The sequence below is a fragment of the Anaerotignum sp. genome (genome assembly GCF_040307045.1).
GTDB lineage: Bacteria > Bacillota > Clostridia > Lachnospirales > Anaerotignaceae > Chakrabartyella.
The window spans coordinates 1-25,707 of sequence record NZ_JAWRKF010000004.1; the positions used below are offsets into that span (position 1 = coordinate 1).

Annotated in this window: 22 protein-coding genes, 1 pseudogene and 1 other annotated feature; of the genes and pseudogenes, 2 read left to right on the forward strand and 21 right to left on the reverse strand. The window is 40.2% G+C overall.

The annotated features are described in order from the left end of the window. The 10 genes and pseudogenes from ABVZ64_RS02190 to rpoB form a co-directional block, all read right to left on the reverse strand. A pseudogene (locus ABVZ64_RS02190) lies at window positions 1-207 on the reverse strand (electron transfer flavoprotein subunit alpha/FixB family protein); the annotation flags it as partial. A gap of 69 nt (window positions 208-276) precedes the next feature. Further along, on the reverse strand, window positions 277-1,068 hold the full coding sequence (locus ABVZ64_RS02195) for an electron transfer flavoprotein subunit beta/FixA family protein (RefSeq protein WP_352399431.1): 792 nt from the start codon (window positions 1,066-1,068) through the stop codon (window positions 277-279). A gap of 65 nt (window positions 1,069-1,133) precedes the next feature. Further along, the gene (locus ABVZ64_RS02200; RefSeq protein ID WP_352399432.1) at window positions 1,134-2,273 is read right to left on the reverse strand and encodes an acyl-CoA dehydrogenase family protein; all 1,140 of its coding nucleotides are present in this window, start codon (window positions 2,271-2,273) and stop codon (window positions 1,134-1,136) included. Window positions 2,274-3,036: 763 nt separating this feature from the next. After that, window positions 3,037-4,230, reverse strand: coding sequence for an elongation factor Tu (tuf, locus tag ABVZ64_RS02205; protein ID WP_352399433.1), 1,194 nt, complete (start codon window positions 4,228-4,230; stop codon window positions 3,037-3,039). Window positions 4,231-4,413: 183 nt separating this feature from the next. Then, window positions 4,414-6,495: an elongation factor G gene (gene fusA, locus ABVZ64_RS02210; protein WP_352399434.1), complete on the reverse strand. Its 2,082-nt coding sequence runs from the start codon at window positions 6,493-6,495 to the stop codon at window positions 4,414-4,416. 87 nt (window positions 6,496-6,582) lie between these two features. After that, window positions 6,583-7,053, reverse strand: coding sequence for a 30S ribosomal protein S7 (gene rpsG / locus ABVZ64_RS02215; RefSeq protein WP_352399435.1), 471 nt, complete (start codon window positions 7,051-7,053; stop codon window positions 6,583-6,585). A 151-nt stretch (window positions 7,054-7,204) separates the two neighbouring features. Further along, entirely contained in the window at window positions 7,205-7,627 is a 423-nt protein-coding gene (rpsL, locus tag ABVZ64_RS02220; protein ID WP_304507532.1) for a 30S ribosomal protein S12, read from the reverse strand. Window positions 7,628-7,907: 280 nt separating this feature from the next. Next, window positions 7,908-8,258 (reverse strand): hypothetical protein, encoded by a 351-nt coding sequence (locus ABVZ64_RS02225; RefSeq protein WP_352399436.1) that lies wholly within the window; start codon window positions 8,256-8,258, stop codon window positions 7,908-7,910. A gap of 711 nt (window positions 8,259-8,969) precedes the next feature. Then, the gene (gene rpoC, locus ABVZ64_RS02230) at window positions 8,970-12,611 is read right to left on the reverse strand and encodes a DNA-directed RNA polymerase subunit beta' (protein WP_352399437.1); all 3,642 of its coding nucleotides are present in this window, start codon (window positions 12,609-12,611) and stop codon (window positions 8,970-8,972) included. Between the two features lie 17 nt (window positions 12,612-12,628). Beyond that, window positions 12,629-16,489, reverse strand: a complete 3,861-nt coding sequence (gene rpoB / locus ABVZ64_RS02235) for a DNA-directed RNA polymerase subunit beta (protein ID WP_352399438.1) — start codon at window positions 16,487-16,489, stop codon at window positions 12,629-12,631. Window positions 16,490-17,231: 742 nt separating this feature from the next. On the opposite strand from rpoB, the gene ABVZ64_RS02240 reads away from it, so the two are divergent. Together ABVZ64_RS02240 and ABVZ64_RS02245 are read left to right on the forward strand one after the other, a co-directional pair. Further along, window positions 17,232-17,864: an epoxyqueuosine reductase QueH gene (locus ABVZ64_RS02240; RefSeq protein ID WP_352399439.1), complete on the forward strand. Its 633-nt coding sequence runs from the start codon at window positions 17,232-17,234 to the stop codon at window positions 17,862-17,864. Window positions 17,865-17,907: 43 nt separating this feature from the next. Beyond that, window positions 17,908-18,795: a DMT family transporter gene (locus ABVZ64_RS02245; RefSeq protein ID WP_352399440.1), complete on the forward strand. Its 888-nt coding sequence runs from the start codon at window positions 17,908-17,910 to the stop codon at window positions 18,793-18,795. Between the two features lie 341 nt (window positions 18,796-19,136). On the opposite strand, the gene rplL is transcribed toward ABVZ64_RS02245, so the two are convergent. From rplL to ABVZ64_RS02300, 11 genes are all read right to left on the reverse strand, one after another. Continuing rightward, a complete protein-coding gene (rplL, locus tag ABVZ64_RS02250) occupies window positions 19,137-19,496 on the reverse strand; it encodes a 50S ribosomal protein L7/L12 (RefSeq protein WP_502892577.1) in 360 nt (119 codons plus the stop codon). Window positions 19,497-19,584: 88 nt separating this feature from the next. Further along, window positions 19,585-20,079: a 50S ribosomal protein L10 gene (rplJ, locus tag ABVZ64_RS02255; protein WP_352399442.1), complete on the reverse strand. Its 495-nt coding sequence runs from the start codon at window positions 20,077-20,079 to the stop codon at window positions 19,585-19,587. Between the two features lie 22 nt (window positions 20,080-20,101). Beyond that, window positions 20,102-20,226, reverse strand: a sequence feature (ribosomal protein L10 leader region). Between the two features lie 57 nt (window positions 20,227-20,283). Continuing rightward, the gene (rplA, locus tag ABVZ64_RS02260; RefSeq protein ID WP_313526324.1) at window positions 20,284-20,979 is read right to left on the reverse strand and encodes a 50S ribosomal protein L1; all 696 of its coding nucleotides are present in this window, start codon (window positions 20,977-20,979) and stop codon (window positions 20,284-20,286) included. Between the two features lie 70 nt (window positions 20,980-21,049). Then, window positions 21,050-21,475 (reverse strand): 50S ribosomal protein L11, encoded by a 426-nt coding sequence (rplK, locus tag ABVZ64_RS02265; protein WP_352399443.1) that lies wholly within the window; start codon window positions 21,473-21,475, stop codon window positions 21,050-21,052. An 83-nt stretch (window positions 21,476-21,558) separates the two neighbouring features. Continuing rightward, window positions 21,559-22,113 (reverse strand): transcription termination/antitermination protein NusG, encoded by a 555-nt coding sequence (nusG, locus tag ABVZ64_RS02270; protein ID WP_352399444.1) that lies wholly within the window; start codon window positions 22,111-22,113, stop codon window positions 21,559-21,561. Window positions 22,114-22,142: 29 nt separating this feature from the next. Continuing rightward, window positions 22,143-22,400 (reverse strand): preprotein translocase subunit SecE, encoded by a 258-nt coding sequence (gene secE, locus ABVZ64_RS02275; protein WP_352399445.1) that lies wholly within the window; start codon window positions 22,398-22,400, stop codon window positions 22,143-22,145. Window positions 22,401-22,433: 33 nt separating this feature from the next. Next, window positions 22,434-22,583 carry a 50S ribosomal protein L33 gene (gene rpmG, locus ABVZ64_RS02280; RefSeq protein WP_118579801.1) on the reverse strand — a complete coding sequence of 50 codons (150 nt, stop codon included), beginning with the start codon at window positions 22,581-22,583 and terminating at the stop codon, window positions 22,434-22,436. A 160-nt stretch (window positions 22,584-22,743) separates the two neighbouring features. Then, a complete protein-coding gene (locus ABVZ64_RS02285) occupies window positions 22,744-22,995 on the reverse strand; it encodes a TIGR03905 family TSCPD domain-containing protein (RefSeq protein WP_352399446.1) in 252 nt (83 codons plus the stop codon). 68 nt (window positions 22,996-23,063) lie between these two features. Then, window positions 23,064-23,900, reverse strand: a complete 837-nt coding sequence (locus ABVZ64_RS02290; protein WP_352399447.1) for a metal ABC transporter permease — start codon at window positions 23,898-23,900, stop codon at window positions 23,064-23,066. Further along, window positions 23,891-24,646 carry a metal ABC transporter ATP-binding protein gene (locus ABVZ64_RS02295; protein ID WP_352399448.1) on the reverse strand — a complete coding sequence of 252 codons (756 nt, stop codon included), beginning with the start codon at window positions 24,644-24,646 and terminating at the stop codon, window positions 23,891-23,893. The genes ABVZ64_RS02290 and ABVZ64_RS02295 overlap by 10 nt, the downstream gene beginning before the upstream one ends. Next, window positions 24,636-25,652 carry a metal ABC transporter substrate-binding protein gene (locus tag ABVZ64_RS02300; RefSeq protein WP_352399449.1) on the reverse strand — a complete coding sequence of 339 codons (1,017 nt, stop codon included), beginning with the start codon at window positions 25,650-25,652 and terminating at the stop codon, window positions 24,636-24,638. Before ABVZ64_RS02300 ends, ABVZ64_RS02295 begins: the two co-directional genes overlap by 11 nt. Window positions 25,653-25,707 lie beyond the last annotated feature (55 nt).

Consider the following 25,707-nt stretch of genomic DNA (forward strand, 5'->3'; position numbering starts at 1 on the left):
ATAAGGGCTGTCAACAAGGATAACCTTGTCTGCACCATAGTGATACAGTTTTTCAACTTCGCCTTCGATTTCATGACCTAACAGGACAGCAACAACGTCGTCCTTCAAATCTTCTTTCAGTCTGGTGGATTCGCCGATCAGTTCAAGACCTACGTTCTGAACTTTACCGCTTCTCTGTTCGATTACTACAAAAATACCTTTACTCATTGTAGGGTTTCCTCCTTATATTCCAAATTTAGTATTTAGTTCTTTTTTTCGATTTAAGTTGTCAACAAATTAGATGATAAACTTAGCTTCCAACTTTTCGATGATAGCCTGAACAGCCTGTTCTGCGGACAGATCTTTCAGGATTGTACCAGCACCCTTAACTTCTTTAGTGAAGGACTGGTATACGTTTGTAGGGGAACCCTTTAAGCCGATCATGTCAAGTTCAAGCTCGTCTTTCAAATCTTCAAAGCCTAATACTTTGATTTCTTTTTCGTAAGCTTCAACGATACCTCTTACGGACATGTATCTAGCATCTGCCAATTCAGCGATAGCTGTCAAAAGGCAAGGTGTTTTAATTTTGATGATGTGATAACCATCTTCAAACTGTCTCTTAACAACAACGTGATCTTCAGCTGCTTCTTGCACTTCTTCAACATAAGAAACCTGAGGAACCTGTAATTTTTCAGCAATCTGAGGTCCAACCTGAGCTGTGTCACCATCGATAGCCTGACGGCCTGTGATAATCAAATCATAACCGATTTTCTTCAATGCTGCTGCTAAAATACCGGATGTAGCATATGTGTCGGAACCACCGAATTCTCTAGCGGAAACCAAGTAAGCTTCATCGCAACCCATAGCCAAAGCTTCTCTCAAAGCAACGTCTGCCTGAGGAGGTCCCATGGATACAACTGTTACAGTGCCACCCAATTCCTCTTTCAACTGAAGAGCTGCTTCGATACCTGTTTTGTCGTCATGGTTAATGATAGAAGGAACACCGTCACGGATCAGGGTGCCTGTTTTAGGATCGATTTTAACTTCAACTGTGTCTGGTACTTGTTTAATACATACAACGATTTTCATTATAGTTGTTCTCCTTCCAAAATATAGTAGTATCTCGCTTCGTATCTAGATTCAGAAACTATTTATCAAACTTTCATTGCGCCGGAGATGATCATCTTCATTGCTTCAGATGTACCTTCGTAAATTTCTGTAATCTTAGCGTCACGCATAGCTCTTTCTACAGGATATTCGCGGCAGTAACCGTAACCACCAAGCAACTGAACGCATACTCTTGTTACTTCGTTAGCTACTTCAGAGCCAAACAGTTTACACATAGCTGCCAAAGGAGCGTAGTTTTCATGATTGTCTTTTGCTGTTGCTGCTCTCCAAACCATCAATCTAGCAGCATCAACTTTTGTCTGGCACTCAGCAAGTTTGAACTGTGTGTTCTGGAATTTGTTGATTGTCTTGCCAAACTGTTTTCTTTCCTTTACATATTTCATAGCTTCGTCGATTGCACCCTGTGCAATACCAACGGACTGAGCACCGATACCGATACGGCCGCCACCCAAAGCTGTCATAGCAATTTTATAGCCCTGACCTTCTTTACCAAGCATTCTGCTTGCAGGTACTCTTACGTTTTCATAAGCAACTTCACAGTTGGAAGCAGCTCTGATACCCATACGTTCAATGTTTTCACCAACAGTGATACCAGGCATTTCTTTGTCAAGAATGAATGCAGACATACCCTTAGGTCCTTTAGACTTATCTGTCAAAGCGAATACAACAAATGTATCAGCAAAGCCGGAGTTTGTTGTAAAGATTTTTGTACCATTGATAATATAATCATCGCCATCCTTTTCAGCTGTTGTCTGAACACCGGAAGCGTCTGTACCTGCGTTAGGTTCTGTTAAACCGAAGCAACCAACTTTTGTACCATCTACCAATGGTCTCAAGAATTCCTGCTTCTGTTCTTCTGTACCAAATTCATTGATACAAGGGCAGCAAAGAGATGTATGAACAGAAAGTGTGATACCTGTGGAAGCGTCAACTTTAGATACCTCTTCCATAGCCAATGTGTATGTCAGAACATCTGCACCCTGGCCGCCGTATTCTCTGGAGTAAGGAATTCCGAACATACCAGCCTTCTGCAATTTAGCTACAAGGCCCATGTCATATTCTTCAGACTCGTCCATATCCTTAGCTATGGGTTTGATTTCTGTTTCAGCAAATTTTCTGAACAACTCTTGCTGAAGCAACTGAGTTTTTGTTAATTTGAAATCCATTTAATATTCCTCCTATTTTTAAAAAATTTTAAAACCATCGATGCGGGCCACCGACCGTTTTATTAATAACCTACTACTTCCTTAACGCTACCGTTAAACGTCCAACCAAAACATTGCAATTACTTGCACAATCAAAAAAGCCAGGTTGCACGTCCATCATGAATATAACATTTTTGTTTAAAAATTGTCAACTGATTTGTTGACGAATATTCAATAAAAAACGGTTGCATTTTATGGTAATACCGCCGTATTTTTCGGCAGGATTATCAAAAAAAACCCACAAAAAAGCTGCATTGCTTCCTGTTTTTTTATAAGTACATATGCTTTGTTTTTTACCAGTTATTCACTTTATTCTATTTATTTTTATGTAAGAATGAAAATAAATAAACAAAGTTAATACTTAGTATGCAAGATATATACTTTAAAAAAGTACACGTTACCACAAGGGTAAGTGCAACTCTAGCTTTCCTGTCCTCCTATACTTTACACTATTGTCTTTTCTATGTCAATATATTTCGCATAGAAACAAAATTTTCTCCACCTTTGTTGTCATACATCTCATAGTCAATACTACTAAAAAAAATAACACCCCTAAGTAAGCCCTGTTTCTAGATGTTTAGCGTCTCATTGTTTGTGCAACAAGTGTTTCTCATTCCTTTTTTTCCCATGCTAAAAACTTATCATTTTCATTTTTCTTTCACAATGAATTTTAATCGTTTTTTCAATAAAAAAAGAAGTACCAAAAGGTACTTCTTTAAAAATCTTATTCCACGATTTCTGTTACAGAACCAGCGCCTACTGTTCTACCACCTTCACGGATAGCAAAACGAAGACCCTGAGCCATAGCAACAGGTGTGATCAATTCGATAGACATTTCAACGTTGTCGCCAGGCATACACATTTCTGTACCAGCAGGTAAAGAGATAACGCCTGTAACGTCTGTTGTTCTGAAGTAGAACTGAGGTCTATAGTTATTGAAGAAAGGTGTATGACGGCCACCTTCTTCTTTGCTCAATACGTAAACCTGAGCTTTGAATTTTGTATGAGGTGTGATGGAACCGGGTTTAGCCAATACCTGACCTCTTTCGATATCTGTTCTCTGAACACCACGAAGAAGAACACCAATGTTATCACCAGCTTCAGCCTGATCCAAAAGTTTACGGAACATTTCAACGCCAGTTACAACAACTTTTCTTGTTTCTTCTGTCAAACCAACGATTTCAACTTCATCCTGAACCTTAACAACACCAGCTTCAACTCTACCAGTTGCAACTGTACCACGGCCTGTGATGGAGAATACATCTTCCACAGGCATCAAGAAAGGCTTGTCTGTAGCACGTTCAGGTTCGGGAATGTAAGCTTCGATTTCGTTGAACAATTCAACAATCTTATCGCCCCAAGCACCATTAGGATCCTGAAGAGCCTGGAATGCAGAACCTCTGATGATAGGTGTATCATCGCCGGGGAAATCGTACTCAGAAAGCAAATCTCTGATTTCCATTTCAACCAAGTCAAGAAGTTCTTCGTCTTCAACCATATCACATTTGTTCATGAATACAACAACATAAGGAACGCCTACCTGACGAGAAAGCAAAATGTGTTCTCTTGTCTGAGCCATAGGACCATCAGTTGCAGCAACAACCAGAATAGCACCGTCCATCTGAGCAGCACCAGTGATCATGTTCTTTACATAGTCAGCATGTCCAGGGCAGTCAACGTGAGCGTAGTGTCTAATAGGTGTTTCATATTCTACGTGAGATGTAGAAATTGTGATACCACGTTCTCTTTCTTCAGGAGCTTTATCAATGTTTTCGAAATCAACAGCTGCACCAATTTTGTATCTTTCATGAAGTGTCTTTGTGATAGCTGCTGTAAGAGTTGTTTTACCATGGTCAACGTGACCGATAGTACCAATATTCATATGAGGTTTGGTTCTTTCAAATTTTTGCTTTGCCATTTTAAATTATCCTCCTTTAGGTTTGTTGGAAATCTATTGAGTTTAGTACATTTAGGAGAATGTACCTATCGATTTCAATTATATTAGACTTCATGTCTTTTTGCAATACCAAATCACCAAATGCACGATGAATTTGGTACTTTTCTTCCCATTGATACTGCTTCAAGATTGGGAAAAAACAAATTACTTCTTGCCTTCCAGAACCTTATCCTGTACGGATTTAGGGCAAGGTTCATAATGGTCAACTTCCATTACATAGTCACCACGACCCTGTGTTTTGGAACGAAGGTCTGTAGAGTAACCAAACATTTCAGCCAAAGGTACGAAGGAATGAATGATCTGTGCGTTAGATCTAGCTTCCATACCTTCAATACGACCACGACGAGAGTTGATATCACCGATAACATCTCCCATATAATCCTCGGGTACAGTTACTGTAACCTTCATAATGGGCTCCAGAAGAACTGCGTCACCTTTTCTCATTGCTTCCTTGAAAGCCATGGAACCAGCTACCTGATAAGCTGTTTCGGAGGAGTCAACGTCATGGTAGGAACCATCGTAAACTTCAGCCTTAACACCTAATACAGGATAACCACCCAGGATACCACAATGCATTGCCTGCTGAATACCTTTGTCAATAGCGGGGATGTATTCCTTAGGAATAGAACCACCTACTGTTGCATTTACGAATTCATAGTTGTGCTCTGCATCTGTACCAATAGGATAGAAACGAACTTTACAGTGACCATACTGACCACGACCACCAGACTGACGTACGAACTTACCTTCAACGTCAACAGCCTTACGGAATGTTTCTTTGTAAGCAACCTGAGGTGCACCAACGTTAGCTTCTACCTTGAATTCTCTCAGTAGACGGTCAACGATGATTTCCAAATGCAACTCACCCATACCGGAGATGATGGTATCGCCTGTTTCTGCATCTGTAAATGTCTTGAAAGTAGGATCTTCTTCTGCTAACTTAGCCAGAGCAATACCCATTTTGTCACGACCTGCTTTTGTCTTAGGCTCAATAGCAACAGAGATAACGGGTTCAGGGAATACCATTGATTCCAAGATTACTTCATGAGCTTCATCACAAATTGTATCACCTGTTGTTGTCAGCTTGAAGCCAACAGCTGCCGCAATATCACCAGAGTAAACCTTGGCGATTTCTTCTCTGTGGTTAGCATGCATCTGCAAAATACGGCCAACACGTTCCTTTTTACCCTTTGTGGAGTTATAAACATATGTGCCTGCATCCAGTGTGCCTGAGTAAACACGGAAGAATGCCAGCTTACCAACGAAAGGATCATTCATAATCTTAAATGCCAATGCAGAGAAAGGTTCTTCATCAGAAGAATGTCTTTCTGTTTCTTCGCCTGTCACAGGATCAACACCCTTGATTGAAGCAATGTCAGTAGGTGCGGGCATATATTCAATAACGCCATCCAGAAGCTTCTGAACACCTTTATTTCTGTATGCAGAACCACACATAACGGGCACTAACTGGCAAGCGATACAAGCCTTACGCAATGCAACCTTCAGTTCTTCTTCGGAAATTTCTTCCTCAGCAAAGAACTTTTCCATCAACTCTTCATCTGTTTCGCAGATAGTTTCGATCATAATTGCTCTATACTCTTCTGCCAAGTCTGTGTATTCAGCAGGGATTTCATCTTCATCTACTTCTGTACCTGTTGCATTTTCATAGAAGTAGGCTTTCATCTTCATCAGGTCAATGATGCCTTTAAAATCGTTCTCTGCACCAATGGGCAGAGTAACAGCCACTGGATGACAACCCAGTCTGTCTACGATAGACTTCATAGAACCAAGGAAATCAGCACCCATGATATCCATCTTATTAACGAAAATCATACGAGGTACCATGTAGTTATCAGCCTGTCTCCAAACTGTTTCTGTCTGAGGTTCAACGCCGCCTTTTGCATCCAGAACACAAACAGCACCATCTAATACACGTAAAGAACGTTCTACTTCCACTGTAAAGTCAACGTGTCCGGGTGTGTCAATGATGTTAATTCTATTATCATTCCAATGACAAGTTGTTGCAGCGGAGGTAATTGTAATACCTCTTTCCTGTTCCTGCTCCATCCAGTCCATGGTTGCAGTACCTTCGTGGGTATCGCCGATTTTGTAATTACGGCCGGTATAGAACAGAATACGCTCTGTAAGAGTGGTCTTACCAGCGTCAATATGTGCCATGATACCAATATTTCTGGTTCTAGCAAGCGGGTATTCTCTGTTTGCCACGCTTAGTCCTCCTTTTTGCTTTCATAATGGGATAATTGGAAAGACCCTTAACAAGCCTTTCCAAAAATACACATTTCCATTCTTTTTTTACCACTTGAAATGGGAGAAAGCTTTGTTTGCTTCTGCCATTTTGTGTGTTTCGTCTTTTTTCTTGCAAGCACCACCAGCATTGCTTAATGCATCAGTGATTTCGCCTGCCAAACGATCAACCATGGTTTTTTCGCCACGTTTTCTGGAATAAGTTGTTAACCAACGAAGACCCAATGTCTGACGTCTTTCAGGTCTGATTTCCATAGGAACCTGGTAAGTTGCACCACCAACACGGCGTGCTTTAACTTCCAATACAGGCATGATATTACCTAAAGCTTCTTCAAAAGCCTCTAAAGGTTCTTTACCTGTCTTTTCTGCTACTTTGTCGAATGCACCATAAACGATTTTTTCAGCAACACCCTTCTTACCATCCAACATAATACTGTTGATAAGCTTTGTTACAAGCTTGCTATTGTAGATGGGGTCCGCTAAAACCTCTCTTTTCGCAACATGTCCTTTTCTTGGCACGATTCTTCCCTCCTTAATGAATAATGATATTCTCGGTACTTCACGAGCCCAATGCCCGTGTTTTCATGCCTTACCATTCAATGTATATCTCGTCTAAGCAATCGCAGATTGTATTGATCTGTATAAGGCATTTCTTCTTATTTTTTTAAAATTACTTCTTAGCTGCTTTAGGGCGTTTTGCGCCGTATTTGGATCTAGCCTGCATTCTTTTTGCAACGCCTGCTGTATCCAAAGTACCTCTAACGATGTGGTAACGCACACCAGGAAGGTCTTTTACTCTACCACCTCTGATAAGAACAACACTATGTTCCTGAAGGTTGTGGCCTTCACCGGGGATATAAGCTGTTACTTCAATACCATTGGAAAGACGAACTCTAGCGATCTTTCTGAGCGCGGAGTTAGGCTTCTTAGGTGTGGAAGTCTTAACTGCTGTACATACACCACGTTTCTGAGGAGAAGAAACATCTGTCGCTTTCTTCTGCAGAGAGTTCAAGCCTTTCTGCAAAGCGGGTGCTGTTGATTTTTTCTCGATAGTCTGTCTGCCTTTTCTTACTAACTGATTAAACGTAGGCATTAATTGCACCTCCTTATAAAAATTAATACTTTCTGCTCTTGCAATATAATTTACCTTTTTGAGTGTGTATTCTGGGCGTGCTTAGAAAAGCCCATAGTTACAGACACTAGGAAATTTTATCACCAGGTTCCCTAAAAGTCAAGGTTTTTTGCGAAATACTAAGTTATTTTTCTTAAGTTTTACCCATTTTTTACAATTTATAAACCAGCATTTATCTAAATTGGGTTTCTACAATTAAAAATGCCTCTAGCAATAGTCTCTCGGGCATTTACAAGCTCTTTTAATTCTCATTAGGTTTCTCACTTTCTTCTATATTATCTATCCCATTTTCACCCTTATTTTGAGAAAACTCAATCATCCATGGCGTAGTTTTAAAAATATGATGACCAAATCGGGTAGATAATTGTAGCCCCGCTAGTGTTACAATGACCCCCAAATAAACAAGGCCCTTCTTTACTATGGGCAACATTTCCACCGCCACATCTAACAGTATAAACTGCCTTGCTGCCAATAAACCTACTATACTAATAAGAATGGACAAAATAACTTGAACCCTCTCAAACTCTTTTGCTCTCTTTTGATAAAGTACGCTTCTTTTTTGTCTGGACATCTCATGTACTTCTTCTCGCATAGTCTCCCCCTAACATTAGAAACCTTTTAACTACAATGTATGATTTAAATTCCTGCCCAAAACCTAAATTGCCGTTTGCGAAAAAATGATCCATTACTGCCCTTTTCATTACCCAGGCTAAAATACACCGGTAATCACAAAAGAACGATCCTTAAATTCACTAGCCACCCAACTCAAACATGAATGCCTGGCTTCCATTCTTCGTAGAATGCAAAATAGGAATAGATGTAAACAGATTTGGCACCCTTGGGCACATACAGTATAAAATCAGATGTTTGCTAAGAAAACGCCCCTGCATTTGGACTGTTGTACCACCAAATTGAATGACAATATTAAAAGCCCAACCTACTGCAATAGTCATCTGAGATTATTTCACGGCTGGAATTACTTGTTCCCCTTTCAGTATACATTTATCTTATTAAATTCAAAGACTGATTTGTACCCGAAAACATTGTGCACTTTGTTTTCATCCTCAGTATACCCCTCATTTACATCGTTAGCCACATCTTCTCAATATAATAATACAATGTTTAACATAACTGTATTTATATATCACTATATCTGCAAGTTAAAAAACAATTTTCTCTATTTTGGATAAATAAAAAAGAGAAAGCCTATGTCATAAACATAAACTTTCTCTCTCTAAGTTAAGACTATACTTAACAGACTCATTTGTCCCCACCTTATAAAAGATAGGCACTACTTAATCCATTAAATCATATCATCTTCATCCATATAAATCGCATCATCCTGAGTATCGCTTTCGCTACCTTCAGGTTGGATTTCTACGCTGCGGTACCGCTGCATCCCCGTACCTGCAGGAATCAATTTACCAATAATAACGTTTTCTTTTAGACCAATCAACGGATCAATTTTACCCTTGATCGCAGCTTCTGTCAGAACTCTTGTTGTTTCCTGGAAGGATGCCGCAGACAAGAAGGAATCTGTGGCCAAGGAAGCCTTTGTAATACCTAACAGAACACGAGCACCATTGGCAGGAGTCTTGCCTACTGCCTCTAATTCGGCATTGATATTTTCAAATACTAACCAGTCTACCAGACTACCTGGTAAGAATTCTGTATCGCCGTTTTCTTCGATTTTTACACGTTTTAACATCTGTCGAACGATAACTTCGATATGCTTGTCGTTGATTTCTACACCCTGTAAGCGGTAAACGCGCTGCACTTCCTGAATCATATAATCCTGAACGCCACGTAGACCTTTGATTTTCAGAATGTCATGAGGATTCACGCTACCTTCGGTAATTTCATCACCAGCTTCTACCTCATCGCCATCATAAACTTTAATTCTGGAGCCATAGGGAATGAGGTAATCTTTTACTTCACCAGTTTCGTGGTTTGTAATTACAACTTCTCTCTTCTTCTTTGTGTCATTCAATGTTACACGGCCGCCAAATTCCGCGATAATTGCAAGACCCTTAGGCTTTCTTGCTTCAAATAATTCTTCGACACGAGGAAGACCCTGTGTGATGTCATCGCCGGCGATACCACCGGTGTGGAACGTACGCATGGTAAGCTGTGTACCAGGCTCACCAATAGACTGTGCCGCAATGATACCAACAGATTCACCAATACGCACATATCTACCACTGGCCATATTGGCACCGTAGCACTTCGCACAAATACCAATATTAGAACGGCAAGTTAATACCGTACGGATCAATACTTTCTTGATGCCAGCTCTTTCAACCTGTTCCGCCTGATCAAAGCTAATCATTGTATCAGCAGGAACAATGACTTCACCTGTTTCAGGATGAATCACATCCAATACAGACCATCTGCCACGGATTCTATCCTGTAACCCTTCGATTATTTCGTTGCCATCCATAAATGCAGAAACCCATAAACCAGGTGCTTCTTTTTCGGTGTCTTCGCAACAATCCCATTCACGAATGATAATATCCTGAGATACATCTACCAAACGACGAGTCAAGTAACCCGAATCGGCTGTTCTAAGGGCGGTATCGGTCAAACCTTTTCTCGCACCATGGGCGGAAATAAAGTACTCCAATACCGACAGACCTTCACGGAAGTTAGACTTAATAGGCAATTCGATGATACCACCAGAAGGGTTGGCCATCAAACCACGCATACCCGCTAACTGCTTAATCTGGCTGTTGGAACCACGGGCACCAGAGTTAGCCATCATATAAATATTGTTGTATTTACCCAAGCCAGCCAACAGCGCAACAGTAATCTTTTCGTTGGCGACATTCCATGCTTCGATAACTTTGTTGTGACGTTCTTCATCTGTCATCAAACCACGTCTAAATTTTCTGGTAATCATTTCCACTTTGTCTTCTGCCTCAGCCAAGAACTCCTGTTTTTCCTTAGGAATTTCCATATCGGATACAGAAACCGTTAAAGCAGCCCTTGTTGAGAATTTGTAACCCAAAGATTTAATCTTATCCAAAACTGCCGCAGTTTCAGTGGCACCACAACGATTAATACATCTGTTAATGATTTTACCAATCTGCTTCTTATCTACCAAGAAATCGATTTCGTAGCGGAATTTTTCATCTTCATTTGTTCTATCTACATATCCCAAATTTTGAGGAATGGCTTCGTTGAAGATAATACGCCCTACAGTAGTGCGAACCATACGAGTTTCTGGAACTCCGTTAAATGTTAACACTCTTCTTACTCGGATTACCTCCTGTAAAGCAATTTCATGGTTGTCGTAAGCAAGGATTGCTTCTTTTTCATCCTTGAATGCCCTCGTAATCAGGTCACCTTTAGCTCTGATTACATTGCCTTCGGCATCCAGTATATCTTCTTCATAATAGGCATTTTTATCATCTCTTTCCAAGGTCAGATAATACATACCTAAAATCATATCCTGAGAAGGTACAGTTACTGGAGCACCATCGGAAGGTTTCAATAAGTTATTGGGTGAAAGCAGTAAGAAGCGGCATTCTGCCTGTGCCTCTACAGAAAGAGGAACGTGAACCGCCATCTGGTCACCATCGAAATCGGCGTTATACGCAGTACATACCAATGGATGCAACTTAATTGCACGACCTTCAACCAATACAGGCTCAAACGCCTGAATACCCAATCTATGCAGTGTTGGGGCACGGTTGAGCATAACAGGATGCTCTTTAATTACATCTTCTAAAATATCCCAAACTTCAGTCTGAAGTCTTTCAACCATTCTCTTAGCAGATTTGATGTTGTGTGCCAAGCCATCTTCCACTAATTTTTTCATAACGAAAGGCTTAAATAACTCAATTGCCATTTCCTTAGGTAAACCACACTGATAAATCTTCAGTTCCGGTCCAACTACGATAACGGAACGACCGGAGTAGTCAACACGTTTGCCTAAAAGATTCTGACGGAATCGGCCCTGCTTACCTTTCAACATATCAGAAAGAGATTTCAGCGCACGGTTACCAGGGCCAGTTACTGGTCTACCACGTCTGCCGTTGTCAATCAAAGCATCTACAGCTTCCTGCAACATTCTCTTTTCGTTTCTAACGATGATGTCAGGTGCACCCAAATCCAATAATCTCTTTAAACGGTTGTTTCTGTTGATTACACGTCTGTACAAGTCGTTCAAGTCACTTGTAGCAAAACGACCACCATCCAGCTGAACCATAGGACGAATATCCGGAGGAATAACAGGGATAGCATCCAGAATCATCCATTCAGGTTTATTTCCAGAAATTCTAAAGCTTTCGATTACTTCAAGCTTTTTGATAATACGAACTCTTTTCTGACCTGCAGTATCTTGCAACTGAGCTTTCAGCTCAACAGATTCCTTTTCCAAGTCTATATCCATCAACAACTGCTTGATCGCTTCTGCACCCATAGCAGCCTCAAAAGTATTGCCGTATTTATCATATGCTTCTCTATATTCTCTTTCGCTCAAAAGCTGTTTGTACTGTAATTCTGTATCACCAGCATTTAATACGATATAAGATGCAAAATATAATACTTTTTCCAAAGCTCTGGGGCTCATGGAAAGAATCAAGCCCATTCTGGAAGGGATACCCTTAAAATACCAGATATGAGAAACGGGCGCAGCCAATTCGATATGGCCCATTCTTTCACGTCTTACTTTTGCTTTTGTTACCTCAACGCCACAACGGTCACAAACAACACCTTTGTAACGAATTCTTTTATATTTACCACAGTGGCATTCCCAGTCCTTTGTAGGTCCGAAGATCTTTTCACAGAAAAGACCATCCTTTTCAGGCTTTAATGTTCTGTAGTTAATTGTTTCGGGTTTTTTAACCTCGCCTCTTGACCACTCATGAATTTTTTCAGGAGACGCCAAACCAATCTTAATGGAGTCAAATACAATTCCCTGCTCTGTGTTTTGTGTATTCATGGTCCTGTCCTCCCTTCTTAGTCCTCATCCACAAATTCGTCATCTATCAGCTCATCTTCGAAGTCTTCTTCCAGAACTTCGTTGCTGTCTGCTTCAACGCCTTCTTCGCCATCAAAGAGGAAATCAACCAATTCCTCTTCCGCTGTCAAAGGTCTTGGACGACGATAGTCCTGTTCCTCGGCATCAAAACCATCAATGTTTACATTTAAGTCATCCACATCTTCGACGGATTCTTTGATTTCAACTTCTGTCTGGTCTTCACGCAAAACGCGAATATCCAACGCCAAGGACTGCAACTCTTTCAGTAAAACCTTGAAGGATTCAGGTACACCAGGTTCAGGAATGTTTTCACCCTTAACAATTGATTCATACGTCTTCACACGACCAACAATATCATCAGACTTCACAGTTAAGATTTCCTGAAGGGTATATGCTGCGCCGTATGCTTCCAGCGCCCAAACTTCCATTTCACCGAAACGCTGTCCACCAAACTGAGCTTTACCACCCAAAGGCTGCTGTGTAACTAAGGAGTAAGGACCTGTGGAACGGGCATGAATCTTATCATCAACCAAATGGTGAAGTTTCAAGTAGTGCATGAACCCGATCGTTACACGATTATCGAAGAACTCACCTGTACGACCGTCACGCAAGGATACCTTACCATCTCTGGATAGAGCAACGCCCCTCCATTCTTCTCTGTGGTCTCTGTTTGCATAAAGTTCATCATAAATATCACCCTGTAACAAAGGTTTCCATTTGTCAGAAAACTCTTCCCAACTAGTATTTACATAGTCGTTGGCCATCTCCAGTGTATCCATGATGTCAATTTCGTTTGCACCGTCAAATACAGGGGTGCTGATTTTCCAACCCAACGCTTTTGCAGCCAAGGAAAGGTGAGTTTCCAACACCTGACCAATATTCATACGAGAAGGAATACCCAGAGGGTTCAATACGATGTCCAAAGGACGACCGTTTGGTAAGAAAGGCATATCTTCTACCGGCAATACGCGGGAAACAACACCCTTGTTACCGTGACGACCAGCCATTTTATCCCCAACGGAAATCTTTCTCTTCTGAGCAATATAAACACGAACTAACTGGTTTACGCCAGGGCCAACATCATCACCGTTTTCTCTTGTAAAGATTTTAACGTCAACGATGATACCTGTTTCCCCATGAGGAACACGCAAAGAAGTATCTCTAACCTCTCTTGCCTTTTCACCAAAGATAGCACGGAGCAATCTTTCTTCTGCTGTTAGTTCAGTTTCACCCTTAGGTGTAACCTTACCAACCAAAATATCATTTGGACGAACTTCCGCACCAATACGAATGATACCTCTTTCATCCAAATCTTTCAGCGCATCATCACCTACGTTAGGAATATCCCTTGTAATTTCTTCGGGTCCCAGCTTTGTATCTCTGGCGTCAGCTTCAAATTCATTAATGTGCACAGAGGTATAAACGTCATCCTGAACAAGCTTTTCGCTTAACAAAACAGCATCTTCGTAGTTATAACCTTCCCATGTCATGAAGCCAATGAGAGGGTTTTTACCCAATGCCAATTCGCCTTCACAAGTAGATGCACCATCTGCAATAATCTGTCCGGCTTCCACTCTGTCCCCTACATTAACAATAGGCTTCTGATTCAAGCAAGTACTTTGGTTACTTCTCTGATATTTAATCATTTTGTATCTATCTCTACCGGATGCATCATTTCGAACAACGATTTCATCAGCAGAGATTCTTTCAACGACACCGTTGTTTTTCGCAATCACACAGATGCCGGAGTCTTTTGCAGTTTTATATTCCATACCTGTACCAACGATAGGGGAATCTGTCACCATCAAAGGCACCGCCTGACGCTGCATGTTCGAACCCATCAGCGCACGGTTCGCATCGTCGTTTTCCAAGAAAGGAATCAGTGCTGTTGCAACGGAAACCATCTGCTTAGGGGAAACGTCCATCAGGTGAATCTGGCTTCTATCCACTTCAATAATTTCTTCTTTGTGACGGCCAGTTACTTTCTTATGCACAAAGTGCCCCACGCCGTCCAAAGGCTCATTCGCCTGAGCAACGTTAAAGTTTTCTTCTTCATCAGCAGTTACATAGATAAATTCTTCAGTAACACGAGGTTCATCACCACTGTGATCTACTTTTCTGTAAGGTGCTTCTATGAAACCATACTCATTAATTCTTGCAAATGTTGCAAGCGTATTGATCAAACCGATGTTAGGACCTTCTGGTGTTTCGATAGGGCACATTCTACCGTAGTGAGAATGGTGTACATCTCGAACTTCGAAGCCCGCTCTTTCTCTCGACAAACCACCAGGACCCAATGCAGACAAACGACGCTTATGTGTCAATTCAGAAAGAGGGTTATTCTGATCCATAAACTGAGATAACTGAGAGCTACCAAAGAACTCTTTGATTGCAGCCGTTACAGGGCGCACATTTACCAACGCCTGAGGTGTAACAACAGCTAAGTCCTGGGTTGTCATTCTTTCTCTAACAACCCTTTCCATTCTGGAGAGACCAATCCGGAACTGGTTCTGTAATAACTCACCGACAGAACGAATACGTCTATTTCCCAAGTGATCGATATCATCCACATTACCGTATGCATAATCCAAATGCAGCACATAGTTAATGGAAGCAAAAATATCCTCCAATGTGATATGCTTAGGAATTAATTCGTGCATGTTTTCTTTGATTGCCGCAGCAATTTCTTCTGCACTTTGATATTCTTCTAAAATCCTCATTAATAAAGGATAATAAACCAACTCTCTGATGCCAAAATCTTCAGCCTTAAGGCCAAATTCTTCAATGTAACCATCAATAGCAACAGCCTGGTTACTTAGAACTTTAAGCACTCTATCTTCCACTTCAATAAACACAAAAGGCACACCTGTGTTCTGAATTTCTTCACAAATTTCCATGGTCAAGATTGTTCCCGCCTCTGCAACAACCTCTCCAGTCATGGGGTCGACAATGCTTTCAGCAAGCTTTGCACCACGGATACGGTTTTTCAAAGCCAGCTTTTTGTTGAATTTATAACGACCAACCTTGGCCAAATCATAACGCTTAGGGTCAAAAAACATACCATCCAATAAAGATTTAGAGCTTTCTACAGTTGGAGGTTCACCGGGACGGAGTTTTTTATAAATCTCAATCAAACCTTCTTCATGGCTCTTAGAGATATCTTTGTCCAACGTAGCCAAAATCTTTGGCTCCTCGCCAAACATCTCAAGGATTTCCGCATCTGTACCAATTCCCATTGCACGAATCAAAACAGAAACAGGAACTTTTCTAGTACGATCTACACGCACATAAAATACATCATTGGAGTCTGTTTCATATTCCAACCACGCACCTCTGTTGGGGATAACAGTAGCAGAAAGCAACTTCTTACCAACTTTATCAAAGTCAGAAGCATAGTAGATGCCGGGAGAGCGAACAAGCTGGCTTACGATAACACGTTCGGCGCCATTGATAATAAAGGTACCTGTTTCGGTCATCAATGGGAAATCACCCATAAAGATTTCCTGCTCTTTTAATTCATCTAATTCTCTATTGTAAAGTCTAGCTTTTACCTTCAATGCAGCTGCATAAGTTGCATCTCTTTCTTTACATTCCTCAATAGAGAATTTGGGTTCGGAATCCAAAGAGAAGTCAATGAATTCCAGTACGAGGTTGCCACTAAAGTCAGTAATTGGAGAAACATCCTCAAATACTTCTTTCAGCCCCTCGCTTAAAAACCACTGGTAGCTGTTTTTCTGCACTTCAATCAGATTGGGCATTTCTAAAACCTCATTGATTCTAGAATAGCTTTTTCTGGTTGTGTCGCCAAAACGGAGTGCATGAATTCTGTTTTTTTCCATCTTGTCACCTCTCGAAATAATGATTGCACCGACAAAACACCGCTTCCATAAAACAAGCGAAAAAGGGAATTTTCCCTGTCTGGACACAAAAAATTTAGAATTGCTTAAACAAAGCTAGACCTTTGCCTACACCCCCTTTGATCAGCGGCCATGACAAAAGTCTCTTTCTCTAAGAAATTCTAATCTTTAACAACCGGGTATATCGCCAAATGACGTCCCACCCTCATATATATTGAACAAAAACAATCCTACAAACCTTTAAATATAATTCATTTTGCTTAATGAAATAGGCAATTTCAACTAAAATTCAGCTCGATTCAAAAATTCTGTTGAACTTTGAATTCTGTTATGTTATACTGCTTTTAAGTTGGGACATTGTCCTTGTTCTTCAATGTGTGAAATATTTTAACATTTATAAGGCTTGTTGTCAAGCCTTTTTTTATGGGCTTTTTCAAGGTTTTCGTGTTTTTTGTGAAACCCCCTACCCCTATGGAAAACACAGTTCTTTTAACACTTCTTTCTCCTAGTCTGTTTTAGTCGAAATTTCAATTGTTCTAAAATTAAAGATATAATTGTTTAAAATTTCAGTACTTTTTTTATAATCTTTCATTTCTCAAAACAGTAATTTTGTGAATAAATTTTGTTCTTTTTTAAGTACATATTTATTTTAAGCTCCCTAACCCTTCCTTTTATCCCAAAAAGTTGCTACACTCATAATAGATTTAAAATCGAGGTGTGTATAATGACGAAAGTAAATTACCAGCATATATTAGATAAAACCATAAAACAGATTGAACAGGAACGGCAGCGTCCAAGGCTCCTACTCCATAGTTGCTGTGCCCCCTGTTCATCATACGTTTTGGAGTATTTATCAACCCACTTTGATATTACAATTTTTTACTATAATCCAAATATTTCTCCTTACGAGGAATTTGCTTTTCGTGCCAAGGAACAACAAAATCTAATTGAAAAGATGCCATTGCATTCTTCAATTTCTTTCATAATGGGTGAGTATGATTCCGCCTCATTTTTTAACCTTGCAAAGGGCCACGAAACAGAACCCGAGGGTGGCGCAAGATGTAAAGCTTGCTATCATTTACGTCTTCGTAAAACAGCAGAACAAGCAAAACAGGGAGAGTATGACTACTTCACAACGACATTAAGCATAAGCCCCCATAAGGATGCCCAGGCTTTAAATCAAATCGGAAAAGAATTATCCGAAGAATTTAGCGTCCCCTATCTATTTTCCGACTTCAAAAAAAGAGAGGGCTATCGACGTTCCTGCCAACTCTCTGAAATTTATCAACTCTATCGACAAAATTACTGTGGTTGTCCCTATTCAAAATTGGAAGCCCAGATACGCAACAAAGAATAACCCCAGGATTTCTTGTAAATAAAATTAGAAAGGATTTAGTGCTATGAATCAAAGACATAAGGGTATCGTTTGTATTATCATGTCCTCTTTTTCTTTCGCCCTCATGAACCTATTTGTCCGTTTATCCGGGGACTTACCTTCTATCCAAAAAAGCTTCTTCCGAAACTTAGTTGCAATGCTATTTGCCCTTTTAATCCTACTGAAGGAAAAGCCCAACGTCTCCTTAGACCGACAATCCAAACGATATTTACTTTATCGTTCCCTCTTTGGCACATTGGGAATTTTATGCAATTTTTATGCAGTGGATCATTTGGTTCTTTCAGACGCATCACTGCTAAACAAAATGTCCCCTTTTTTTGCTGTTTTATTTGGAATATTGATTCTAAAAGAAAAAATAAATTTATTCCAGTTCACCTCCATCATTACAGCCTTTATCGGCGTATTATTTGTTGTGAGGCCAACAGGGCTAAGTATGGATCTCTTTCCCGCTTTGATTGGCCTATTAGGTGGAATTTGTGCAGGTGCGGCATATACCTACGTTCGAGCAATGGGGCAGCGAGGAGTGCAAGGGCCTTTTATCGTATTCTTCTTTTCGGCCTTCTCATGTTTGGTTACGTTGCCATATCTTATTTTTCATTACCACTCCATGAATATAAACCAAACTATAATCCTACTTCTGGCAGGCCTCTCTGCCGCTGGTGGACAATTTGGCATAACCGCCGCCTATTGCTATGCACCAGCAAGAGAAATCTCTGTCTTTGATTATTCTCAAATTCCTTTTTCTGCTTTGTTGGGCTACTTTGTTTTCGGCCAAGTGCCCGATGTATTTAGCTGGATTGGCTATTTGATTATTTCGTGCACTGCCATCGCAATGTTCCTTTATACTAACGGTTATTTTCACAGAAAAAACATACTCCATTCTAAACCATAATTGGGGTAAACTCTATCTCCAAGGACTCCCCCCAAGAGGGAATAAATTCACATAATTTTAAACAGGAATACCTTTATTTAAAAGAACTTTCTATAAGTTCTTTTTCTTCTCTCAATGCGAGCCATATACAATTTCTAGCCCTATAACGTCACACTGATGATAAACTCAACTTTTTCTGTTTCATTTTTTCCACAACCTTATTCCTTTGAAAACAAAATAAATTCATGTAAATTCCAAAATCCAAAGGGTTTGCAAGCTGGCATTTTACATCTATCATCTTGCAAATGAAGCACAAAAACCCCTAAAACATAATGTTTTAGGGGTTCTGTTTACGCTTTTAATTACTTCAATGTAACTTTTGCGCCAACTTCTTCTAATTTAGCTTTGATAGCTTCTGCATCTTCTTTGGAAGCCTGTTCTTTAAGAACCTTAGGAGCGCCATCTACTGCTTCTTTAGCTTCTTTCAAGCCAAGACCTGTTACTTCACGAACAACTTTGATAACTTTGATCTTTTCAGCGCCTACTTCTGTTAATTCAACGTCGAATTCTGTTTTTTCTTCAGCTGCTGCTGCGGGGCCAGCTACTACTGCTACGCCTGCTGCTGCGGATACGCCGAATTCTTCTTCTGCTGCCTTTACCAAGTCGTTTAATTCTAATACTGTAAGTTCTTTTACAGCTGCAATGATTTCTTCAATTGTCAATTTTGCCATTTTAAAGCACCTCCGATTAAATTTGGGATATTTTTAATTTTAACTTGCCAAGATAGGCAATTCTTGTTTGCAAAATAAATTATTCTGCTGCTGCATCTTTCTTCGCGATCTGATCGATAACGCGTGCGAAAGAAGACATAGGGCTCTTGAAGCTGCCCAAAAGTTTGGAAAGCAATACTTCTTTGGAAGGAATGTCTGCAACAAGCTTCATACCTTCTGCATCGTATACGATTCCTTCAATAACACCAGCTTTAAATTCCAAAGCCTTTGCATCTTTTGCTACTTTGTTTAAAACGGATGCTGCTGTTGTAGCATCTTCATAGCTGAATGCAAATGCACTAGGGCCGGATAAGAACTGATCCAATCCTTCAAACTGTGTTCCCTGAATTGCAAAGTGTACCATTGTGTTTTTATAAACTTTATAGTCAACACCTGCATCTCTAAGCTGCTTTCTGAGAACTGTATCCTGTTCTACTGTCAAGCCTCTAGCGTCTACCATTACTACGGAAGCCGCCTTTTCAAGCTTTTCTTTGATTTCATTTACGATAACCTGCTTCTGTTCGATCTTTGCCATATCTACACCTCCTTAAATCCTTTTATAGATAAAGAAAGCCTCTTTGCACATAGACAAAGAGGCTCATAGCTCAATTTCAGCAATCTCCTCGGCAGGAATTATGCAATTAATTGCACCTGCTGTCTACGGCACTATTCGGTTTTTTCTTTTCAACTCGTTTATTATACAAGATAAACAAGCTCCCGTCAAGAACTTTCTTTGAGATTACTCAGAAATTTTCGCAGGGTTTACCTTTACACCAGGGCCCATTGTTGTTGTTAATACAACGCTCTTCAAATACTGACCCTTTGCTGCTGTAGGTTTTGCTTTTATGATAGCACTCATCAGAGTCTGGAAGTTTTCTTCCAATTTCTCGGAACCAAAAGATACCTTACCTACGGGAACATGAATAATATTTGTCTTGTCCAAACGGTATTCGATCTTACCTGCTTTGATGTCATTGATAGCCTTTGTAACGTCCATTGTTACTGTGCCTGCTTTAGGGTTAGGCATTAAACCTTTAGGACCCAATACACGACCCAGACGACCAACAACGCCCATCATATCAGGTGTTGCAACAGCAACATCGAAACCGAACCAGTTTTCATTCTGGATTTTGGGGATCAAATCTTCAGCTCCTACGAAATCTGCGCCAGCTGCTAAAGCTTCTTCTGCCTTATCACCCTTTGCGAATACCAATACACGAACTGTTTTGCCTGTACCGTGTGGAAGAACAACGGCACCACGAACCTGCTGATCAGCATGTCTGCTGTCAACGCCCAAACGAATATGTGCTTCTACAGTAGCATCGAATTTCGTTACAGATGTCTTCTGAACCAAATCGATTGCTTCATTTGCATCGTAAAGCATTGCCTTGTCAACGAGCTTTGCAACCTCGTTATATTTTTTTCCTCTTTTCACTTTCGTGACCTCCTTATGTGGTAATATCGGGAGAATTCCCTCCCACTGCTGCCGTCAAATCAGTCGGCTATTATTCTTCAACAACGATACCCATGCTTCTTGCAGTACCGCAAATCATACTGTAAGCAGTATCCACATTTGCTGCATTCAAGTCGGGCATTTTCAACTCTGCAATTTCCATAACTTTTGCTTTGGAAATTTTAGAAACTTTTGTCTTGTTAGGCACACCAGAACCGGATTCAATACCGCAAGCTTTCTTTAGAAGAACTGCTGCGGGGGGTGTTTTTGTAATGAATGTATAGCTTCTATCCTGGTATACAGTGATAACAACAGGAATAATTAAACCTGCCTGAGAAGCTGTTTTTTCATTAAATTCTTTACAAAAGCCCATGATGTTTACACCATGCTGGCCCAAAGCAGGACCAACAGGAGGAGCGGGTGTTGCCTTCGCTGCTGGAATCTGTAATTTGATATAACCTGTTACTTTCTTTGCCATGATTGGCACCTCCTATAAATGTGGTAATTAGCGGGGATTTTCCCTCCCACCTAGCGGACTTGCCGCCTTATGAAACGTTGACTTTAAATCTTGTCGATCTGAGCGAAATCAAGCTCAACCGGGGTCTCTCGACCGAAGATGGAAAGACTGACCACAACGATTTTCTTATTGGTATTGATCTCTTTGATCTGACCAACAGAATCCGCAAAAGGCCCAGAAATGACACGAACAGAATCGCCCAATGCCACATCCAAATTTTCCACCTCGCCGCCAATACCCATAGCACGAACTTCCATTTCAGTCAATGGTACAGGTTTGGAACCAGGCCCCACAAAACTTGTAACGCCTCTTGTGTTTCTGACTACATACCAGGTTTCATCGTTCATGATCATTTTAATCAGCACATAGCCGGGAAATACTTTGCGCTGAACCGTTTTTTTCTGTCCATCCTTGATTTCCACAACATCCTGCAAAGGTACGCTGATCTCGTGAATCAAATCTTGCATGCCTCTGTTTTCAACCGTTTTTTCAATATTGGCTTTTACTTTGTTTTCATACCCAGAATAGGTATGTACAACATACCATCTTGATTCGGTAGATGTTTTGATTTCTTCTGGCTTGTTGATTTCTTCAGACATAATACCATCCTTTTTCTACTCGATTTGTCTTAACCCAAAAGTCCGATAATCGCGCTGTATCCGGCAGAGAATGCCGTATCCATACAGAAAATGATAACACCGACAATCAGGGAAGTAACAATAACGGTAAACGTTTTCTTCGCAATTTCAGGACGGCTAGGCCAAATAATTTTTTTAAATTCAGCCTTGTATTCCGCGAAGCCATCTCTGTCACTGTTTTTCTTTGCTTGTTTTGGCTTTGCTTTTTTCGTTTCGTTCGTTTGGTTGGTGTTTTTGTTTTCTTCCATAGGTCCACTTCCTTTTTCGGAATTTCCCTTAAATTACTTTGTTTCTTTGTGTAATGTGTGGGATTTACAGAATTTACAATACTTTTTGATTTCCATTCTGTCAGGCATAACTTTCTTGTCCTTGGTAGTGCTGTAATTTCTCTGTTTGCACTCTGTGCAGGCTAAGGTAATCCTTGTTCTCAAGATTTCCACCTCCGTTACTGATGATATTTTTTTGTACATAAAAAAAAGACCTGCGTCTTCAAACCTAGAATATCACAAGTCTTTTTCAGTGTCAACTACAATTCATGGAAAATCCGTCTTTTTTCAACGAAACTTTCTATTTTTACAGTATATTCTATAATTATTGATTTTTCATGAATTCATCCAAAGCAACAGCCAACTGATCTGGACAGCTGCTCTTTCTCATCCCACAAGTAATTCCTCTGAGTCTTCTTGCAGCCTCATCTGGTGTCATTCCTTCTGCCAGAGCTGCCAAACCTTTATGGTTTCCATCGCACCCTCCAAAAAAAGAAACATTTTTCACCACGCCATCTTCCACATCAAATTCTAACCTTGTGGCACAAACTCCTCTGGTATTAAAGCTGTAATGCATCCTTTGTCCCCCTTGCTAGTGAAATACCGTAACAGCATATCACACAATTCGACAAAATTCAATTACTTTTATTTTCCCCTTCTCCCCACCAAATAAGTGAAAAAGAAAAATATAGCCAATACCAATACAATTGATGCCCCTGCTGATGTTCCAAATTGATACGAAATCCACAACCCAATTATAGATGCCACTACTGCAAATCCAGTAGCAACCCAGTGATATGACCTAGCTCCCTGACTAATATTTCTTGCAGCAGCCGCTGGCAAAATCAATAGAGAATTTATCATCAAAATACCCACCCACCGAATGGAGACCATTACAGCAACAGCGACCATAATAACAAAGATATTTTCTACCACTAAAGTCTTTATTCCTCGACTTGCTGCTAAAGAGGGATTCACACTCAATAATAAAAGCGGATTATATAGAAAAATCCATAAAAAATAAGCTAGTACTAACACAGTTAGGATTAGGAATATGTCACCCACGCCTACCGTTAGTATATCTCCTATTAAATAGGAAGATATTCTTGCAAAGCCACCCCTAGACGTTAAAATAACAATACCTAAAGCCATAGCCGTGGATGAAAATACACTTATCACTGTGTCCGAGGATGCCAATCCCGAAGCCCTAACCCTTGTAATCACTAAGCTTATCCCAATTCCAAATATAATCATGGCCAAAAGAGGATTTCCACATCCCAACAATGTCCCAATGGCTATCCCCGTAAAGGCACTATGGCCTAAAGCATCTGAGAAAAAAGCCATTTTATTGTTTACTGTCATCGTTCCCAGCATGGCAAACAAAGGTGCTAATAGAACAAGGGCGATAAACGCATTTTTCATAAAGTCGTACTGAAACATGGAAACTGGTAAACTTTCCAATACCCCATATATTAAATCCATCCTTTATCCTCCCTTAAATCTAAAATGCCAAATGCACTTTGATACGCATCAGTAGCAAACACTTCTCTGGCCTCTCCCCATGCTGCCACAGTTTTATCTAACAATACAACCTTATCTGCATACTTTTGGATTAGCTTTAAATCATGAGATACCAGCAAGATTGCCATATGATACTTATCCCGCAACTCCGTTACCCTTTTATAAAACAAATCCAAACCAGAAACATCCACCCCAGATACGGGCTCGTCCAGTATTAAAAGATCCGGCAAAGGTTCTGTTGCCAACGCCAACAAAACACGCTGCAATTCACCACCACTCAAGGCACCAAGACGGCGGTGTACTAAATACTCACTGTCCACCTCTGCCAATAATTTTAAGATATTTCTTTTTGTATCCCTCCTGTGTTTGAGCCAAACTGGAGATTTCCCCTTTGCTGCAACCAGAAAATCCAAAACTGTAACCGGCATACTTTTATCAAAGTCCAAATGTTGTGGAACATATCCGATTTTAGGATTTTCCACAATACCGCCCTCATGGTTGAAAAATCGAATCTGCCCTTGATAATGATGCTCTCCTAATATCGCCTTTAATAGCGTGGTTTTTCCTGCACCATTTTTTCCGATTAATGCTGTTAATTCGCCACAATGTAGGGTTAAGTTAACATCGTGAATCAGACTATCCCGACCACTATTTACAGCCAAATCAGCTATCTCTATACTGCATAGGCCACAGCAATTATGATTCATTGGAATGCCCTCCCTCAATAAAGTTCTTAATTATGGTAATATTGTGTTTCATCCCAGAGATATAACTTTCTCCAGCTGTGGCATTACCTGTAATCGGATTTAAAACAATGACCTTCCCACCGCATTCTTTGGCTAAAATCTCGGCATATTTCTTTCCATTATCATCTGCCACCAAATAAAGTTGAATTTCCTTATGACCTATCTGATCTACAGCCTCTGCTAATTCTTTTGCAGAGGGCTCTTCATTTTCATCAACAAAAATTTGCACACTTGTATTCATGTGAAATAACTCAGTCAAATATCCAAAGCCCTCATGAAAAATAGCAACATTCATATGCCCCTCCTCATAATCCAATACTTCAGCCTCATTTTGAAGTTCTGTTAACTGGGCTAAAAAGACTTTCAGGTTGCTCTCAATTTTTTCCCTGTGTTGCGGAACTATTTTCTCCAACCCTTTCGCCATATTCACCACCTGCTTCTCAGTGCGACTTGGTGATAACCAAATGTGACTATTCCCACATACATCGTTTTCACACTCATGATCATGAGACTTGACTTCATGGTCATGGTCAAAAGGTTCTGCCTGGTTGATTTGATGGTTATCCTCCTCATCCTCTTTATGTTCATGGTTATGACTATGTTCGCTCTCTAACAAGTCGATTCCTAAAGATGTATCTATCACCACTAAGTCCGGAAATTGCTCAAGGGCCTGTTCTAAAAAGCTTTCCATGCCACCACCATTGATTAATAAAACATTTGCTTCATCGAGCTTTTGCATATCTTTCGTAGTCAAAGTATAATCGTGCAAGCACCCAGTTTGAGGTTGTGCCATATTATATAGATCAATACCCTCCACACCTTTTGTTATCTCTTCAGCCAATAGATACATAGGGTAAAAACTGGTTAACACTTTAATCTGTGTATTACTATTATCCTCGCTAGTGGTTGACCTGCAACCAGAAAAAATAAAAATCATAAGTACTATAAACCCAATTCTTTTTTTCATCCAAACCCCCCTCAAATGCAAATCATTTGCAATTTGATTTTATGCTCCTCTTAAC